The organism is Bradyrhizobium guangdongense (genome assembly GCF_004114975.1).
Taxonomy (GTDB): domain Bacteria; phylum Pseudomonadota; class Alphaproteobacteria; order Rhizobiales; family Xanthobacteraceae; genus Bradyrhizobium; species Bradyrhizobium guangdongense.
This window is the reverse complement of the sequence record NZ_CP030051.1, coordinates 1,979,908-1,996,363: the sequence shown is the minus strand read 5'-3', so window position 1 is coordinate 1,996,363 and position 16,456 is coordinate 1,979,908. Positions and strand designations below refer to the sequence as shown.

The 16,456-nt window shown below is 64.7% G+C and carries 13 protein-coding genes; 6 read left to right on the top strand and 7 right to left on the bottom strand.

The window, feature by feature from the left end; translation table 11 throughout:
• Nucleotides 1-187 precede the first annotated feature (187 nt).
• Both X265_RS09545 and X265_RS09540 read left to right on the top strand, forming a co-directional pair.
• Nucleotides 188-1,381 (top strand): efflux RND transporter periplasmic adaptor subunit, encoded by a 1,194-nt coding sequence (locus X265_RS09545; protein WP_164938492.1) that lies wholly within the window; start codon nucleotides 188-190, stop codon nucleotides 1,379-1,381.
• Between the two features lie 12 nt (nucleotides 1,382-1,393).
• Nucleotides 1,394-4,543, top strand: a complete 3,150-nt coding sequence (locus X265_RS09540) for an efflux RND transporter permease subunit (RefSeq protein ID WP_128964590.1) — start codon at nucleotides 1,394-1,396, stop codon at nucleotides 4,541-4,543.
• A 254-nt stretch (nucleotides 4,544-4,797) separates the two neighbouring features.
• Here X265_RS09540 and X265_RS09535 read toward each other — a convergent pair whose 3' ends face one another.
• Nucleotides 4,798-7,065, bottom strand: coding sequence for a cation:proton antiporter domain-containing protein (locus tag X265_RS09535; protein WP_128964589.1), 2,268 nt, complete (start codon nucleotides 7,063-7,065; stop codon nucleotides 4,798-4,800).
• Nucleotides 7,066-7,318: 253 nt separating this feature from the next.
• Nucleotides 7,319-8,491 carry an MFS transporter gene (locus X265_RS09530; protein ID WP_128964588.1) on the bottom strand — a complete coding sequence of 391 codons (1,173 nt, stop codon included), beginning with the start codon at nucleotides 8,489-8,491 and terminating at the stop codon, nucleotides 7,319-7,321.
• Between the two features lie 60 nt (nucleotides 8,492-8,551).
• Between X265_RS09530 and X265_RS09525 the strand changes: the two genes are divergently transcribed.
• On the top strand, nucleotides 8,552-9,403 hold the full coding sequence (locus X265_RS09525) for an AraC family transcriptional regulator (RefSeq protein WP_164938491.1): 852 nt from the start codon (nucleotides 8,552-8,554) through the stop codon (nucleotides 9,401-9,403).
• Between the two features lie 211 nt (nucleotides 9,404-9,614).
• Nucleotides 9,615-10,967, top strand: a complete 1,353-nt coding sequence (locus X265_RS09520) for a malonyl-CoA decarboxylase (RefSeq protein WP_128964586.1) — start codon at nucleotides 9,615-9,617, stop codon at nucleotides 10,965-10,967.
• 187 nt (nucleotides 10,968-11,154) lie between these two features.
• Here X265_RS09520 and tarD read toward each other — a convergent pair whose 3' ends face one another.
• The 5 genes from tarD to X265_RS09495 form a co-directional block, all read right to left on the bottom strand.
• Nucleotides 11,155-12,324 (bottom strand): D(-)-tartrate dehydratase, encoded by a 1,170-nt coding sequence (tarD, locus tag X265_RS09515; RefSeq protein WP_128964585.1) that lies wholly within the window; start codon nucleotides 12,322-12,324, stop codon nucleotides 11,155-11,157.
• Between the two features lie 159 nt (nucleotides 12,325-12,483).
• Nucleotides 12,484-12,741, bottom strand: coding sequence for a DUF3297 family protein (locus X265_RS09510; RefSeq protein ID WP_128964584.1), 258 nt, complete (start codon nucleotides 12,739-12,741; stop codon nucleotides 12,484-12,486).
• The gene (locus X265_RS09505) at nucleotides 12,738-13,214 is read right to left on the bottom strand and encodes a glutathione peroxidase (protein ID WP_128964583.1); all 477 of its coding nucleotides are present in this window, start codon (nucleotides 13,212-13,214) and stop codon (nucleotides 12,738-12,740) included. The genes X265_RS09510 and X265_RS09505 overlap by 4 nt, the downstream gene beginning before the upstream one ends.
• A 2-nt stretch (nucleotides 13,215-13,216) precedes the next feature.
• A complete protein-coding gene (locus X265_RS09500; protein WP_128964582.1) occupies nucleotides 13,217-14,617 on the bottom strand; it encodes an amidase family protein in 1,401 nt (466 codons plus the stop codon).
• 160 nt (nucleotides 14,618-14,777) lie between these two features.
• Nucleotides 14,778-15,035 (bottom strand): DUF6894 family protein, encoded by a 258-nt coding sequence (locus tag X265_RS09495; RefSeq protein ID WP_128964581.1) that lies wholly within the window; start codon nucleotides 15,033-15,035, stop codon nucleotides 14,778-14,780.
• A gap of 266 nt (nucleotides 15,036-15,301) precedes the next feature.
• Between X265_RS09495 and pqqA the strand changes: the two genes are divergently transcribed.
• Together pqqA and pqqB are read left to right on the top strand one after the other, a co-directional pair.
• Complete coding sequence (gene pqqA, locus X265_RS09490; RefSeq protein WP_007595659.1) at nucleotides 15,302-15,382, top strand: pyrroloquinoline quinone precursor peptide PqqA; 81 nt, start codon at nucleotides 15,302-15,304, stop codon at nucleotides 15,380-15,382.
• Between the two features lie 131 nt (nucleotides 15,383-15,513).
• A complete protein-coding gene (gene pqqB, locus X265_RS09485; protein WP_128964580.1) occupies nucleotides 15,514-16,443 on the top strand; it encodes a pyrroloquinoline quinone biosynthesis protein PqqB in 930 nt (309 codons plus the stop codon).
• The last annotated feature ends 13 nt before the right edge of the window (nucleotides 16,444-16,456 follow it).

The following is a 16,456-nucleotide window of genomic DNA, read 5'->3' as shown; positions in this document are numbered from 1 at the left end:
ACGCTGCCTTTGACACAATTCTGGTCGATCGTGCCCGCGATGAAAAGCGGTTTGTCATGACAAAGCTGTCACAGGCCACGCCACTGTTTGCAGTGCAAGGGCTGTGACTGCCATGGCTATGGTGTTTCACGGCTCGGCATTTGTTGGTAGCCTGCCCCGGCAACAGACAATCATCGGGGGCCACCGAATGACCGCAACGAATCCCGCCGATCCCGCGCAATTCCAACGTGCGCGGAGGCATATCGGACGGGCCTGGGCCGCTGCGGCAGCCGTGGCTGCGCTCGCCGGCTGCGAGGACAAGAACACGTTCATCGCGCCGCCGCCGCCGAAGGTGGATGTCGCAACGCCGGTGCAGCGTCCTGTCACGCGCTATGTCGAGGCCACCGGCAACACCGCGCCGATCAAGAGCGTCGATCTGGTCGCGCGCGTGCAGGGTTTTCTGCAAACGATCGACTACACCGACGGCACCTTCGTCAAGCAGGGCACCCAGCTGTTCACGATCGAGCCCGAGACCTACAAGCTCAAGCTCGAGCAGGCGCAGGCGGCAGAGACGGGCGCGCAGGCATCGCTCCGCCAGGCCGAGGCCGACTTCAAGCGGCAGAGCGACCTCGTGCAGCGACAGGCGGTCTCGCAAGCGACCCTGGACACCTCGACATCGACCCGCGACAACGCGCAAGCCAACCTCCAGCAGGCCCAGGCCAACACCAGGCTCGCCGAGGTCAATTACGGCTACACCAGGGTGACCGCACCATTCGATGGTATCGTCAGCGCGCACATGGTCTCGGTCGGCGAGCTCGTCGGCGTCTCCTCCCCGACGCAGCTCGCGACCATCGTGGCGATGGATCCGATTTATGTGAACTTCACCGTCAACGAGCAGGACGTGCTGCGCATCCGTGCCGAGGCCGCACGCCGTGGACTGACCGCGGCCGACCTCAAGCAATTCCCGATCGAAATCGGCCTCCAGACCGAGACCGGCTATCCGCACGAGGGCAAGCTCGACTACGTCGCGCCGACCCTCAATTCATCGACCGGCACGCTTGCCGTGCGCGGACTCGTGCCCAATGACAAGCGGGTGCTGCTCCCAGGCTATTTCGTCCGCGTCCGGGTGCCTTTCACCCAGGAGAAGGACGCCCTCCTGGTCCCCGATACGGCGCTCGGCAGCGATCAGGGCGGACGCTATCTGCTGGTCGCCAACAAGGACAATGTGGTCGAGCAGCGCAAGGTGCAGATCGGGCCAGTCGACAACGGCCTGCGCGTGATCGAAAGCGGCCTCAAGCCCGACGATCGCGTGGTCACGTCAGGATTGCTGCGCGTCATTCCGGGCCAGAAGATCGACCCGCAGCAGACCAAGATCGAGCAGCCGCAGGCCGCGAGCAAGTAGGGGCTGGCAGCCATGATCTCAAAATTCTTCATCGAGCGGCCGGTCCTCTCGAACGTCATCGCGCTCTTGATGATCCTGATCGGCGGCGTCGCGCTGTTCAACCTCGCGATCGCGCAATATCCCGATGTCGTGCCGCCGACGGTGCAGGTGACGACGCGCTATCCGGGCGCCAGCGCCAAGACCGTGATCGACACCGTGGCACTGCCGATCGAGCAGCAGGTCAACGGCGTCGAGGACATGCTCTACATGCAGTCCTACAGCGGCTCCGACGGCACTTACACGCTGACCGTGACCTTCAAGATCGGCACCGATCTCAACTTCGCGCAGGTGCTGGTGCAGAACCGCGTCTCCAGCGCGCTGTCGCAACTGCCCTCAGCCGTGCAGAACCAGGGCGTCACCGTGCAGAAGCGGTCGACCTCGATCCTGCTGTTCGTGACGCTGACATCGCCTGACAAGACCTTCGACAGCCTTTACCTGAGCAACTACGCTACTATCAACATCCGTGACGAGCTCTCCCGCCTGCCCGGCGTCGGCAACGTCACCGTGTTCGGCGCCGGCCAGTATTCGATGCGGGTCTGGCTCGATCCAAACAAGCTGCAAGTCCGTGGGCTCGTGCCGCAGGACGTCATCAACGCGATCCAGCAGCAGAGCCAGCAGGTCTCCGCCGGACAGGTCGGCGCGCCGCCGACGCCGCCGGGACAGGCGTTCCAGTACACGCTCAACGTCAACGGCCGGCTCGACGACACCAGCCAGTTCGAGAACATCATCGTCAAATCGGGCACCAGCGGCGACGTCACGCGGGTGCGCGACGTCGGCTGGGTCGAGCTCGGCGCGCAGACCTACAGCCAGATTTTCTCGCTGAACAAGCAGCCCGCCACCGGCATCGGCGTATTCCAGTCGCCCGGCGCCAACGCGCTCGAGGTCGAACAGGCGGTCGAGAAGAAGATGGTGGAGCTTGCCAAGCGCTTTCCGGAGGGCATCAAGTACGACACGCCGTTCGACACCACGAAATTCGTCAACGCCTCGGTGCACGAGGTCTACATGACCCTGATCGAGGCCGGCCTCTTGGTGCTGGTCGTGATCCTGGTGTTCCTGCAGGACTGGCGCGCGATGCTGGTGCCAGCGACGACCGTGCCCGTCACCATCATCGGCGCCTTCGCCGCGATGGCGGCGCTCGGCTTCACCATCAACATGTCGACGCTGTTTGCGATCGTGCTCGCCATCGGCATCGTGGTCGACGACGCCATCGTCGTGGTGGAAGGCGCGGCGCACAATATCGAGAAAGGCATGAACGGCCACGACGCCGCGATCAAGGCGATGGACCAGCTGTTCGCGCCGATCGTCGGCATCACGCTGGTGCTGATCTCGGTATTCCTGCCGGCCTCGTTCCTTGCCGGCCTCACCGGGCGCATCTACTCGCAATTCGCGCTGGTGATCGCCGCGACCGCGCTGCTCTCCGCCGTCAACGCGGCGACGCTGAAGCCGACGCAATGCGCGCTATGGCTGCGGCCGGCGGTCCCGCCCGAGCAACGCAACGTCTTCTACCGCGGCTTCAACGCCGTCTACGACAAGGTCGAGCGCGGCTATACCAGGCTGATCACGTTTCTGGTGAAGCACGCCACCGTCTCGGTCGCGTTCGCATTGCTGGTGATCGGAGCCAGCGGCTACGGCCTGTCGCGGGTGCCGACCGGCTTCCTGCCGATCGAGGACCAGGGCTATCTGATCGCGGCCGTGCAACTGCCCGACGGCGCTTCGCTGGAACGGACCCAGAAGGTGCTCGACAAGGCCGCCGACATCATCAAGGACACGCCCGGCGTCCAGCAGGTCATCACCATCGCCGGCATCTCCGCGCTGGACAACAGCGCCAGCCTTGCCAATGCCGGCGTCGCCTACATCATCCTGAAGGACTGGGAGGCGCGCGGCAAAGGCGAGGATCTGCGCTCGCTGGTCTACGGCCTCAACGACAAGGTCGCCGATATCATGGAGGCACGCACCTTGGTGCTGCCGCCGCCGCCCATTCAGGGCATCGGCAACGCCGCCGGCTTCTCCATGCAGGTCGAGCTGCGCGACGGCAACAGCGATTTCGCGAAACTCCAGGCGATCACCGGGGCGATGGTCAGCAACGGTCAGAGCCAGAGCGCGCTCCAGCGCGTGCAGTCCTCGTTCCGCTCGTCGGTGCCGCAATTCAATGTCGAGATCGACCGCATCAAGACCCAGACGCTGCACGTGACGACCGACCAGGTGTTCGCGGCATTGTCGACCTATCTCGGCTCGTCCTTCGTCAACCAGTTCAACAAATTCGGCCGCGTGTTCCAGGTCTACACCCAGGCCGATCCTGCCTTCCGCGTCACCGAGCGCGACATCGCCAACATGATGGTGCGCAACTCGAACGGCGACATGATCCCGATCGGCACCGTCGCCACCATCACGCCGGCCACCGGTCCTTCCCTGATCAGCCTCTACAATCTCTATCCCTCCTCGACCGTGATCGGGCTGCCGGCACAGGGCTATTCGTCCGGCCAGTCGCTCAAGCTGATGGAGGAGATCGCGGACAAGACGCTGCCGCCGGGCACCGGTTATGAATGGACCGCGATGTCCTACCAGGAGAAGGCCGTCTCGAACCAGATCTACTGGGTGTTCGGCCTTGCCATGCTGCTGGTCTATCTCGTGCTCGCCGGCCAGTATGAGAGCTGGTACGCGCCGATCTCGGTGATCCTCGCCGTGCCCTTGTCGCTGCTCGGGCCGATGCTGATCCTCTCGGGTCTCAAGATCGACAACAACCTCTATTGCCAGATCGGCCTGATCCTCCTGATCGCGCTGTCGGCCAAGAACGCCATCCTGATCGTCGAGGTCGGGCTCGAGCTGCACGGCCGCGACGGCAAGCCGATCATCGACTCCGCGATCGAAGCGGCGCGCGCCCGCTTCCGTCCGATCCTGATGACCTCGTTCGCCTTCATCCTCGGCGTGGTGCCGCTGGTGCTCGCGACCGGCGCCGGCGCCAGCGCGCGCAAGTCGATCGGCATCACCGTGTTCTCGGGCATGCTGGCCTCGACCTGCCTCGCGGTGCTGTTCGTGCCGGCCTTCTTCGTGGTGGTGCAGCGGTTCGAGAACTGGCGCGTGAGCAAGAAGGCGCCGAAGGCGGTCGCGGAGGTGAAATCCTAAAACAACCCCATGCACAGTAGGGACGGGATTGAAAAGGCACGACAATTTCGATTATACCGAAAATTGCTTGCGCCGTCGGGCAAAACACCGGCATAATGGCATGATGGGCCGCATGGGTAAGGTGCCTCCTCCGTCGTTGCGAGGAGCTCGCGACAAAATCGCGTGGCAATTTTGCGCTGATGCGACGAAGCAATCCAGGCTGTCTCCGAGGAAAGATTCTGGATTGCTTCGCTGCGCTCGCAATGACGGCGGAGCTAGGCCTTCTCGCCTGACACCTGCCGCGCTTCCCCGCTCGACACCAGCAGCACCGACACCTTCGACTGCCTGAGCACGGCGTCGGCGACGCCGCCGAAGGAGAGATGATCGGCATGGATGCGGTCGACGCCCATGACGACGAGGTCGACATCGGTGGTGTCGATCTCGCGCAGGATCGCCGATTCCGGTGCCCGGTTCACCCGCAACGTGGTGGTGATGTCGACGTCGTAGCGGGCGGCGAGATCGCTGGCGTCTTTGAGGATGCCGGCTTCCTGGCTCAAGCCGCGAGAGGCGCCGCGCTGCGCGCCCTTGTCCCGGGTCGTCGCGACATAGATCACCCGAAGCGAGCCTGATCCGGCCTGCGTCAGCGCCACCGCGACCTCGGCGCCCCGCTTGGAGATGCCGCTGCCGGAGACCGGGACGAGGATGTTGAGCGCATCCGGCATCGGCTGCTTCAGATGCTTGCCCTTCGCCGCCACGATCGCGAGCGGCCCCTCGAATTTCGTGGCGATGTCTTCGATCCTGCGATCGAAGCGATCCTTGGCGACGGCGACCTTGTCGATGCCGACGACGAGGAGATCAAAGCCCTTGCGCGCTTCGTCGGTGATGGTCTCGCCGAGTTCGGCGCGCCTGGCGCGGGTGACGACATCGACACTGCCGGTGTCGCCGTCTCCGCCGGCGGAAACGGTTTCGGCGGCCCTCTTCACCACGGTCTCGTGGCTTTCCTCCTCGTCGCGGCCCCTCTCCTGCTCCTTGGCGCGCTTGCCGATATGCAGCACGGTGATCGGCAGGCCGCGCATGCCGGCGAGCAGGCCGATGACGTGTGAAGCGAAGGTGGCATTGACGCTCTCGTCGACAGCCAGCAGGGGACGCTCGAGATTGGCAACGAAGCCGCGCTTCTCGAACTCCTCCCGCTCGAGGCGCTCCATCTCGTCCTTGCTCATCGGCAGCCCGGCCAGCGCCGCGCGCAGCATCGGCGGCATGGCCATCGTGGTCACGATCGCCATGGTGACGATCATCGTGAACAGATTCTGGCTGAGGACGCCGATGGAGAGACCGATGGTGGCGATGATCACCTCTGTCGAGCCGCGCGCGTTCATTCCGCTCGCGAGCGCCAGCGACTCTCGCGTGCTCAAACCGCCGACGGTGCCGCCGACAAAGGCGCCGCCGAACTTGCCGACGCTGGCGATCACGACCAGGAGCCCGGTGAGCATCAGGAGATTGGGATCGCGCAGCACCGAGAGATCGGCGCTGAGGCCGGCAAGGCCGAAGAACACGGGCATGAAGAAGCTGGAGATCAGCCCGCGCAGACGCTCGTCGATCTGCCGCGTCAGGATCGGGGACTCGCCGACCAGGATGCCGGCGACGAAAGCCCCGAGCACGGTGTGGACGCCGATCGCATGGGTGATCAGCGCCATCGCGCCCATCAGCAACAGGATCACGGTGATCACCGCCGCCGTGCTGACGAGATTGTCGTTGGCCCAGCGGATCAGCTGAAACACCAGCCGGCGGCCGATGGTGAAGCTGACCGCGAGGAAGGCGAGCGTGCCCAGCACCGCCTTCGCCACCGAGGCAATGTCCAGCGCACCTTGCGCGGCGAGGCTGAAGATGACGGCGATGATGATCCAGCCGATGGTGTCGTCGATCACCGCAGTCGCGACGATGATCTGGCCCACGTTGCGGCGCATGAAGTTCATCTCGCGCACCACCACGGCGACGATCTTCACCGAGGAGATCGATAGCGCCGTGCCCATGAACAGCGATGCGACGAGGCGCTGCTCCGGCTTCGGCAGCAGCGCATCGGGCAGGAACTCGCCGAGCGCGAAGCCGCAGGCAAAGGGCACCAGAATGCCGGCGATCGAGATCGCGATCGCGGCCTTGCCGATCTTCCTGACCAGCTTGAGGTCGGTCTCCATGCCGGTGAGCAGGAGCAGCAGGAGGATGCCGAATTGGGCGATGCCGTCGAGCATCGCCTTCTGCTCGGGTGCCTTCGGAAAGATCGCGGCTTGCGCCTCGGGCCAGAGCCAGCCGAACAGCGACGGTCCGAGCAGGATCCCGGCGAGCAATTCGCCGATCACCGAGGGCTGGCCGATCCGCTGCATGATCTCGCCGAGACCGCGGCCGACCGCGATCAGCAGCACGATCTGCGTCACCAGCAGGAATTCGGACGGGCCGGCCGATTTGCCGCCCTCCGCGCCGGCGGCGATGGTGGTGAGGATGAGCGCCGCGGGGACAAGGCCGACCGGTCGGAGCAGGCTCCACTGCATGCAGGTGCTTTTCCCCCGTTCGCTGACCCGGCGGAGTGCCGGGGCACCGGGATAGAACTTGCGGGGGGTGGACGGGGTTCCCTGACTTTCGGGCGGGTCAAGGTGCCGTCCCATCCGCCGTCATTGCGAGCGCAGCGAAGCATTCCAGGGTCCCTCCGCGGACGCAGTCTGGATTGCTTCGTCGCAGCCGCGCAAAATTGCTACGCAATTGTCGCTGAGCGCCTCGCAATGACGCGTGGAGAGAGTCTCGCCCTCACGCCGCCGCCGGCGTGCGGATCTCGCGCGGCAGAATGATCGCCGCCGCGATCGCCAGCAGGCACAGCGCTGCAAACGCGTGCAGCATGGTGACGAAGCCGCCTTGCTCGTAGAGCCAGGCGACGAGGCCCACCGACGCGCCCGCCGCGGTGAAACCGATGAAATAGCGCACGGCATAGGCGCGCGAGCGCCATTCCTCGCTGGTGTATTTGCCGACCATGGCATCGTTCACCGTGACCTGCCCGAACGCGCCCATCACGATGCCGATCGACACCAGGATCAGCGGCAGATTGCTCAGGCTCGCCGCGAGATAGAGGAACGGCGCCAGCATGAAGGACAGCGGCAAGGCGACCGTCTTCAGCGAATAGCGGTCGAGCAGCCGGCCGATCGTGTATTGCGTCATGGCGCCGAACACGTAGACGCAGGCCGCGATGACGCCCAGCAGCGCGGGGCTCCTGGTCAGATCCGCGAGCCGCTCCGCGAACAGTTTCGGTAGCGCGACGGTGACGGCGTTGAACGTGGTCGAGATCGCGATCACCACGATCAGCAGCGACAGGACCACGCGCCACATGTCCTGCTTGGCGACGCGCGCTTGCGCGGCCGCCTGCTTGGAGCCCTTGCGGTCCTCGTGCACGACCATCATCGCGAAGGCGAAGCCGATCAGGATGGTGACGATGCCGGGAATGATGAAGGCAAAGCGCCAGCCGAGATATTGCCCGATCACGCCGGTGACCAGCGCGGATGAGGCCACGCCGAGATTGCCCCAGACGCCGTTGATACCCATCTCGCGGCCGAGCCTGTCGGCATAGGACACGATCATCGCGGTGCCGACCGGGTGATAGATCGAGGCGAACACGCCGATCGCGAGCAGCGCGGCGCCGAGCTGCAGCGCCGTCTGCACGAAGCCGACCGATATCATGGAGAGGCCGATGCCGAGGAAGAAGATCAGCATCATGTGGCGGCGGCTCCAGCGGTCGCCGAGCCAGCCGGTCAGCAGCGAGCCGGCGCCGAAGGCGATGAAGCCCGGAGTCGCGTAAGGAAGCAGTTCCGAATAAGCCATGCCGAGCGCCGGTCCCATGATGATTACGGCGGCGGCGAAGATCAGCATCGAATAATGGTCGATGAAATGGCCTGCGTTGACGAAACTGATGACCCTGCCGGGGCTGTTCATTCGGAATCCTCTCCTGCTCCGAAATGAGTTATATGTCATGGCCATGACGGGATGCTGCCAATGACTGTCTTGGAAACGCCAATCCTGCGGGAGGTCCGGAGCAACCACCGCTCGCCGGCGGGCGTGCACCTGGTCGCGCGCGACTACCCCAGGGGCATGCGGATCGATCCGCACATGCACCGCGAGGCGCAGTTGATCTATGCCGCCAAGGGCACGATGCAGGTGACGACACCAGGCGGACGCTGGCTGGTGCCGCCGGACCGTGCGGTCTGGGTGCCGGCCGGGCTCCAGCACGCCATCGACCTGCTTGCCGACATCGAGATGCGCACGCTCTATTTCGACCTCGCCTGGTTGAAGCGCGAAAAGCGCTATGAGGGACTGACCAGGGAGTTCGTGGTGCGGGTGTCGCCGCTGCTCAACCAGGCGATCCTGGCGCTGTTCGATTCGCGCAACACCGAAGAGCGCACCGAGCTCCTGGTCCGCCTGGTGATGCTGGAGTTGCAGCAGGCCGAGGATTCCGCGACCTTCGTGCCGCTGCCGCACGAGCCGCGCTGCCGCCGCGCCGCAATGATCGTGCTCGACGATCCCACGGGCCTCCACGACATCGACACGCTGGCGCGGGAGGTCGGAACCTCCGCACGGACGCTGTCGCGATTGTTCTCGACCGAGACGCAGCTCAGCTTCAAGAGCTGGTGCCAGCGCGCCCGCATCGCGTCCGCGATCCAGCTTTTGTCAACCGATGTCAATGTCTCGGTAAAGCAGCTCGCGACCCAGCTCGGCTATGCCAGCGTCCCGGCGTTTTCAGCGGCGTTTCGCCAGGTGACCGGGCGGACGCCGACGGAGTTTGCAACACACTCGGTGTCCTCGCCCGGCTTGACCGGGCGATCCAGTACTCCGAGACAGCGCGGCTAGAACCGAGAAGCCGCGGCGTACTGGATGCCCCGGTCAAGCCGGGGCATGACAGCGATGTGTGGCGCCACTCAACCCTCACCCGGCATGACGGCATTCTCCAAGCGCACAGCCCGACTAAAGATGCCGCATTCCGCCGCTTGATTGTGATCGGCTTCCGCTTAAATCCCGTGTAAGCTTCCGCACCGCACAAACCCGGATTCGAAAAGCCCAGATGGCCAATGCCTTCTTCTCCGACCTGCTTGCCACCATTTCCGAGCGCGGCCGCACGCTGCTGCGACGGGGGGATTCCGCCGATACCAGGCAGGACGCCGACGGGCTGATCGCGCTCTGCGGCGCGCTACTGTCGGGTCGGGGCGAGGCCTCCGGCACTGCCATGGCGCGCGAGGTGCTGGACATCTACCGGGAGTTGGATGCGGCAGGACGCCGCGCCTTCTTCGAAGGGCTGGTGCGCGATTTCGGCCCGGACCGCGAGCGCCTGACCAAGGCGATCGAAACGTGGCGCACCAAGCCCACCGACGAGGACGCGAGCGCGCTGCATTTCGCCTCGGAACCGCGACGGCAGGAGCTGATCCGCCGCCTCAACCGCGCGCCTGGCGGCACCGGCGATCTCGTCGCCATGCGCGCCGACCTGCTCGGCATGATGAACGGACACACCGATCTCGCCGCGCTCGACCACGACATCTCGCATCTGCTCTCGTCATGGTTCAACAGGGGGTTTCTCGTGCTGCGCCGGATTGACTGGTCGACCCCGGCCAACATCCTCGAAAAGATCATTCGCTATGAGGCCGTCCACGAGATCAGCGACTGGGACGATCTGCGCCGCCGCATCGATCCGGTCGACCGCCGCTGCTACGCCTTCTTCCACCCCGCGATGGTCGACGAGCCCTTGATCTTCGTCGAGGTGGCGCTGACCGAGACGATCCCAGGCGCGATCGCGCCGCTATTGGCGGTGGATCGCCAGTACCTGCCGACCGAGAAGGCGCGCACCGCCGTGTTCTATTCGATCTCGAATACGCAACGTGGCCTCGGCGGCATCTCGTTCGGCAGCTTCCTGATCAAGCAGGTGGTGGAGGAGCTGCGCCGCGAGCTGCCCAAGCTCGACACCTTCGTGACGCTGTCGCCGGTGCCCGGCTTCATGCCATGGATCAAGCAGGACAAGGAGCTGCCGCTGTCGGACGAGGACCGCGAATTGCTGAAGCGGCTCGACGATCCCAAATGGTTCGAGAACCCTGAAACGACCACGCAGCTGCGCGGCGTGATCGAGCCGCTCGCCGCGCATTACTTCCTGAAGGCGCGCACGTCGAAGGGCCGCCTGATCGATTCCGTCGCCCGCTTCCACCTCGGCAACGGCGCCCGCCTCGAGCGCATCAACTGGCTCGGCGACCTCTCGCCCAAGGGCCTGCGGGAATCCGCCGGCGTGATGGTCAACTACCTCTACCGCCTCGACGACATCGAGAAGAACCACGAAGCCTACGCCAACGACGGCGAGGTCGTGGCCTCCAGCGCGGTGAAGAAGCTGCTCAAGGGCGAAGGGCGACGGCTGCTGGATATGCGGTTGTCGTAAGGGACTATGCTCTCTCCTCGTCATTGCGAGGAGCTCAACGACAAAATTGCGTAGCAATTTTGCGCGGATGCGACGAAGCAATCCAGAACCGTGTCCGCGGAAGGACTCTGGATTGTTTCGCTTCGCTCGCAATGACGGAGTGTATGGCGCCGCCGTTGCGTCTCAATGCGCTCAGTCTACCCGGCGCCTACTCCGCCAGCGCCTTCATCTCCTTGTAGAGATCTGACTTGCCTTCGAAGCCGATGCCCGGGAGATCCGGCATGGTGATGTGGCCGTTCTCGACGCGGACGCCGTCGGGGAAGCCGCCATAGGGCTGGAACAGATCGGGATAGCTTTCGTTTCCGCCGAGGCCGAGACCGGCGGCGATGTTGAGCGACATCTGGTGGCCGCCGTGCGGGATGCAGCGGCTGGGCGACCAGCCGTGGGTCTTCAGCACTTCCAGCGTGCGCTGGTATTCGCACAGGCCGTAGGACAGCGCACAGTCGAATTGCAGCCAGTCGCGGTCGGGGCGCATGCCGCCGTAGCGGATGAGGTTGCGGGCGTCCTGATGGCTAAAGAGGTTTTCGCCCGTCGCCATGGGGCCGGGATAGAATTCGGCGAGCGCGGCCTGCAGCGCATAGTCGAGGGGATCGCCGACTTCCTCGTACCAGAACAGCGGATAATCGCGCAGCATCTTGGCGTAGGCGATTCCGGTCTCGAGGTTGAAGCGGCCGTTAGCGTCGACGGCGAGCTGCGCGTCCTTGCCGATCTCCTTCAGCACCGCCTCAATGCGGGTACGGTCTTCGTCAATCGGGGCGCCGCCGATCTTCATCTTGACGACATTGTAGCCGCGATCGAGATAGCCGCGCATCTCGGCCCGCAGCATCGCGAGATCCTTGCCGGGATAGTAATAGCCGCCGGCGGCGTAGACGAACACGCGCGGATTGGCGGTGAGGCCGTGCCGCTCGGCGAGCAGGCGGAACAGCGGCTTGCCTGAGATTTTCGCCACCGCATCCCACACCGCCATGTCGATGGTGCCGACCGCGACCGAGCGCTCGCCATGGCCGCCCGGCTTCTCGTTGGTCATCATCGCGGCCCAGACCTTGTCGGGGTCGAGATTGTCGCCTGTTGCGTTCAGCAGCGATTTCGGATCGGCTTCCGTGATGCGCTTGGCGAAGCGCTCGCGGATCAGGCCGCCCTGCCCGTAGCGGCCGTTGGAATTGAAGCCGTAGCCGACCACGCGCTTGCCGTCGCGCACGACATCGGTGACGACGGCGACGAGGCTGGTCGTCATCTTGGTGAAGTCGATATAGGCGTTGCGGATCGGGGACGAGATCGGCTTGGTGATCTCGCGGACGTCGATGATGCGGACGGACATGGGCGGGGCTTTCTCTATCGTCATTGCGAGGAGCGAAACGACGAAGCAATCCAGACTGTCTCAGCGGAAAGATTCTGGATTGCTTCGCTTCGCTCGCAATAACGAGTGGAGGGAGTGTGCGCTCCTCGGGAGGAGAGAGCGCAGCGCGCTGAGCAGAAACTACTTCTTGTCCCTGAAATATGGCTCGACCGGCCCGTGCACCTTGATGGTCAACGGGTTGCCGTAGCGGTCCTTGGCGTTCCCGGCGGTGACGCGGACCCAGCCTTCGCTGATGCAGTATTCCTCGACATTGGTCTTCTCGACGCCCTTGAAGCGGATGCCGACGTCGCGCGACAGGATGTCCGCGTTGTAATAGGGGCTGTTCGGATCGACCGACAGGCGGTCCGGAAATTCGTCGCTCATTGATGTCTCGCTCATAACAGGGTTTCGATTTGATTGCGCAAGCCTTCGGGCCGTGCGGTCGGCGCGTAGCGGGCGACCACCTTGCCGGCGCGATCCACCAGGAATTTGGTGAAATTCCATTTGATGGAGGCACCCAACAGGCCGGATTGCTGGCGCTTCAGGTACTCATACAAGGGATGCGCCTTCGGCCCGTTGACGTCGATCTTCTCGAACAGCGGGAAGGTGACGTCGTAATTCGTCGAGCAGAAGGCCTGGATCTCGCTCGCCTGGCCCGGCTCCTGCGCGCCGAACTGGTTGCAGGGAAAGCCGAGCACGGAGAATCCGCGCGGCGACAGATCGCGATGCAGATCCTCGAGGCCCCGATATTGCGGCGTGAAGCCGCATTTGCTCGCGGTGTTGACGATCAACAGCACCTGCCCTTCGAAGCGGCGCATCTCGACCTCTTCGCCCGCAAGCGAGACGGCCTTGAAGTCGTAGATGACGGACATCGCTAACCCACGGGATCGATCGGCGACGGCGGCACGCCGCCCGCCTCGATCGCCTCGCCGGCGAGCAGGCAGAGATCCTCGCGATAGCGGCCCGAGACGATGTGCACGCCGACAGGCGTCTTGCCGACGAGGCCGGTGGAGACCACAAGACCCGGCAGGCCCATGAAAGGGATCGCGATCTGCGGCAGTTGCGCTTCCCAGACGCGCTTGAACGATTCGTCGTTCTTGCGGTCGAGATGATCGGGGAACGGCAGCTCGCCGGACACCGGCGTCAGCAGCACGGCATAGGTCTCGAAGAACTGCATCCAATCACGCGTCAGCGTGGCTCTTCGGGTCAGCGCCTTGGCGTAAGTCGCCTGATCCATCGGCGTGACCCTGGCGCTGATACCGCGCAGGCACGCCAGCGCGCCGGGATCGCCCTCCCGTTCCGCCGCCTCGAGCTGCGCCTCATAGCCGTCGCCGAGCCAGAGCTTGATCTGCCACTCGACCGCTTCGCGCATCGGCGGGGTGTTCTCGATCACATCGACGGTCCAGCCGGCACGCTCGAGCCGCTTGCCGGCATCACTCACCGCGGCCTTCACCTCCGGCGTGGTGGCAACACCGTCCGGGTTGAGGCAGAGCGCCGCGCGCTTCGCGCGCGCAGGGCCTTGCAGCGGCACCGGTGCGAACCAGGGGTCGCGGATGTCGCGGGCCGCCATCGCTTCGAGCGAGATCCTGAGATCGTTGACCGTGCGCGCCAGCGGGCCCGAGACCGCCATGATCTGCGGCCCGATCGGGCGCTCCGGCAGCGCCGGATTGAAGGCGGGGATGCGGCCCAAGGTCGGGCGCAGGCCGTGCACGCCGCAGGCATAGGCGGGGTAGCGGATCGAGCCGGCAATGTCGGTGCCGTGGGCGATGTGGCCGATGCCGGCCGCGACCGCCGAGCCGGCACCGCCGGACGAGCCGCCCGGCGTCAGCGAGGCGTCGCGCGGATTCTTGGTGTCGCCATGGACCAGGTTGGTGGTGAACCAGCGATAGGAGAAGGCCGGACAATTGGTGCGCCCAAGCAGAACCGCACCGGCTTTGCGGAAATTGGCGACGACCGGATTGTCCTCGCGCGCGATCAGATCGCGCTGCAGCTTGAGGCCATTGGTGGTGGCGAAACCTTCCTGGTCGACATTGGCCTTGATGGTGACGGGCACGCCGGCGAGCACGCCGGGATCTTCGCCCCTGGCGATGGTGGCATCGACGGCGTCCGCCTGTTTGAGCACGTCCTCGGGCCGGTGGTCGATCACGGCGTTCAGCCTGGGATTGACGGCATCCAGGCGGTCGAGGCCGGCCTTGGCGGCCTCCCGGGCGGACACTTTCCTTGATTTGACGAGGGTGGCGAGGTCGGCGGCCGACAGGCGCCAGAGATCTTGCATGACGTGCTCCGTGTGACCGGCGTCTTTTAGCGCCGGGAACGCGGCAAAGCCATGCGGATTTCGCAGGGAGGAAGAGCGCCTTTGGCCCCGACTGGTGCCTCATTCTCCGTCATTGCGAGGAGCGAAGCGACGAAGCAATGACGGCAGAGAGCGGACGCCTCTAATGCCGCGTCGCCGACGCGTCCGGTATGTCCAGCAACGCCTCGCTGAAGGGGAACTCCAGCACGATCTCGCCGGCGACGTCGGTGACCTCGATGACGGCCTCGAGCAGGGCCGGCTGGGCCCCCTCGGATTTCACCACCTCCAGGATCATCTGGCGGGCAACCTCCCAGGCGCGATCGGGGTTGCGCAGATCCTCGCCGTCAGGATCCACGATCAGTTCGTCGCCAATACGGGTGTTGAAGAAATATCTGGGCATGCCTGATCCAATGGGGTCGCCTGCAAACGATTGGAAGCCGTTCTATGCTCACAACTGGTTTATCCCGGCAGGGAGCACGACCTATCAACGCTCTTGCGCATGCCATTGGCTCATATTTTTTCAGGCCGTGCTACGCGTGCCTTGCAGTGCAGCAATTCCGCCGGCCTACTACCTATGTCCGGGAAAATTTCACTGGCGAACTTTTCCGCCCGCACTAACTTAGCGGTGGGCGGATACGTCCGAATTCGCAAAGATGGAGAGCCAAAATGGCCTGGAAAGCCCCGAAGATCGTCGAAGTGCCCTGCGGCATGGAAATCAACATGTATGTGAGCGCCACCCGCAAGTAAGCGGCTGGCGATCTCGCGCTTCTCGCGCCGGTGGATTTTTCGGTCACAACGCGTCTCCGAAAGAAAGAATCTGTGTCGGCAGCTGCGTCGGCCTGAGATCCACCGCGCGTGTTCCTTCCAGGAGACGGATCATGCTTCGCGTCGTCGTCCTGGGTGCCGCAGCCGGCGGCGGAGTTCCCCAGTGGAATTGCGGCTGCGAGGGCTGCCGGGCGGCCCGCGCCAACGGCCGCGAGCTTTATCGAACCCAAGCCTCGGTTGCCTTCAGCGGCGACGGCGAGCATTGGTTCCTGATCAACGCCTCCCCCGACCTGCGCCAGCAATTGAACGCTACGCCGCAGCTGCATCCCAAGGCCGGCGCGCTGCGCCATACGCCTGTTGCAGGCGTGATCCTGACCAACAGCGAAGTCGACGCGGTCGCGGGCCTGCTCTCGATGCGCGAGAGTTCGCCATTCACAGTCTATGCGCATGAGAAAGTGCTGGCGATCCTGGCCAGCAACAGCATCTTCAACGTGCTGAACGAGAAGCACGTCAAGCGCCAGCCGATCGCTATCGGCGACCCCTTCGAGCCGCGACTGCCCGATGGCGCGCGCTCAGGGATCGAGGTGCTGCCGTTCGCAGTGCCCGGCAAATCGGCCTGGTACCTGGAAGGCAAGGTGCATCCCGGCGGCGAGAGCGGCGACGGCGATACGCTGGGCCTGAAGATCACCGACAAGTCATCAGGCAAATGCTTCTACTTCATCGCCGCCTGCGCCGAGGTGACCGACGCGCTCAAGGCCGAGATCGACGGCGCCGCGCTGGTGTTCTTCGACGGCACGGTCTGGCAGGACGACGAGATGATCCGGGCCGGCCTCGGCCACAAAACCGGCAAGAGCATGGGGCATGTCGCGATGTCGGGCGAGGACGGCGCGATCGCGCGGCTCGCGGACCTCAACATCGACAGGAAGATCTTTCTGCACATCAACAACTCGAACCCGGCGCTGCTGCCAGCCTCGCCTGAACGCAAGACTGCTGAACACGCGGGATGGCAGATTCCCGCCGACGGAACGGAGATCGTGCTGTGAATGCCGCATCCAT

Excerpts from the sequence above, each read along its gene's own strand:
- pqqB (WP_128964580.1), top strand. The coding sequence starts at position 15,514 with ATGCTTCGCGTCGTCGTCCTGGGTGCCGCAGCCGGCGGCGGAGTTCCC.
- X265_RS09545 (WP_164938492.1), top strand. The coding sequence starts at position 188 with ATGACCGCAACGAATCCCGCCGATCCCGCGCAATTCCAACGTGCGCGG.
- X265_RS09520 (WP_128964586.1), top strand. The coding sequence starts at position 9,615 with ATGGCCAATGCCTTCTTCTCCGACCTGCTTGCCACCATTTCCGAGCGC.
- X265_RS09510 (WP_128964584.1), bottom strand. The coding sequence starts at position 12,741 with ATGAGCGAGACATCAATGAGCGACGAATTTCCGGACCGCCTGTCGGTC.
- tarD (WP_128964585.1), bottom strand. The coding sequence starts at position 12,324 with ATGTCCGTCCGCATCATCGACGTCCGCGAGATCACCAAGCCGATCTCG.
- X265_RS09525 (WP_164938491.1), top strand. The coding sequence starts at position 8,552 with ATGACTGTCTTGGAAACGCCAATCCTGCGGGAGGTCCGGAGCAACCAC.
- X265_RS09500 (WP_128964582.1), bottom strand. The coding sequence starts at position 14,617 with ATGCAAGATCTCTGGCGCCTGTCGGCCGCCGACCTCGCCACCCTCGTC.
- X265_RS09505 (WP_128964583.1), bottom strand. The coding sequence starts at position 13,214 with ATGTCCGTCATCTACGACTTCAAGGCCGTCTCGCTTGCGGGCGAAGAG.
- X265_RS09495 (WP_128964581.1), bottom strand. The coding sequence starts at position 15,035 with ATGCCCAGATATTTCTTCAACACCCGTATTGGCGACGAACTGATCGTG.
- X265_RS09535 (WP_128964589.1), bottom strand. The coding sequence starts at position 7,065 with ATGCAGTGGAGCCTGCTCCGACCGGTCGGCCTTGTCCCCGCGGCGCTC.
- X265_RS09530 (WP_128964588.1), bottom strand. The coding sequence starts at position 8,491 with ATGAACAGCCCCGGCAGGGTCATCAGTTTCGTCAACGCAGGCCATTTC.
- X265_RS09540 (WP_128964590.1), top strand. The coding sequence starts at position 1,394 with ATGATCTCAAAATTCTTCATCGAGCGGCCGGTCCTCTCGAACGTCATC.
- pqqA (WP_007595659.1), top strand. The coding sequence starts at position 15,302 with ATGGCCTGGAAAGCCCCGAAGATCGTCGAAGTGCCCTGCGGCATGGAA.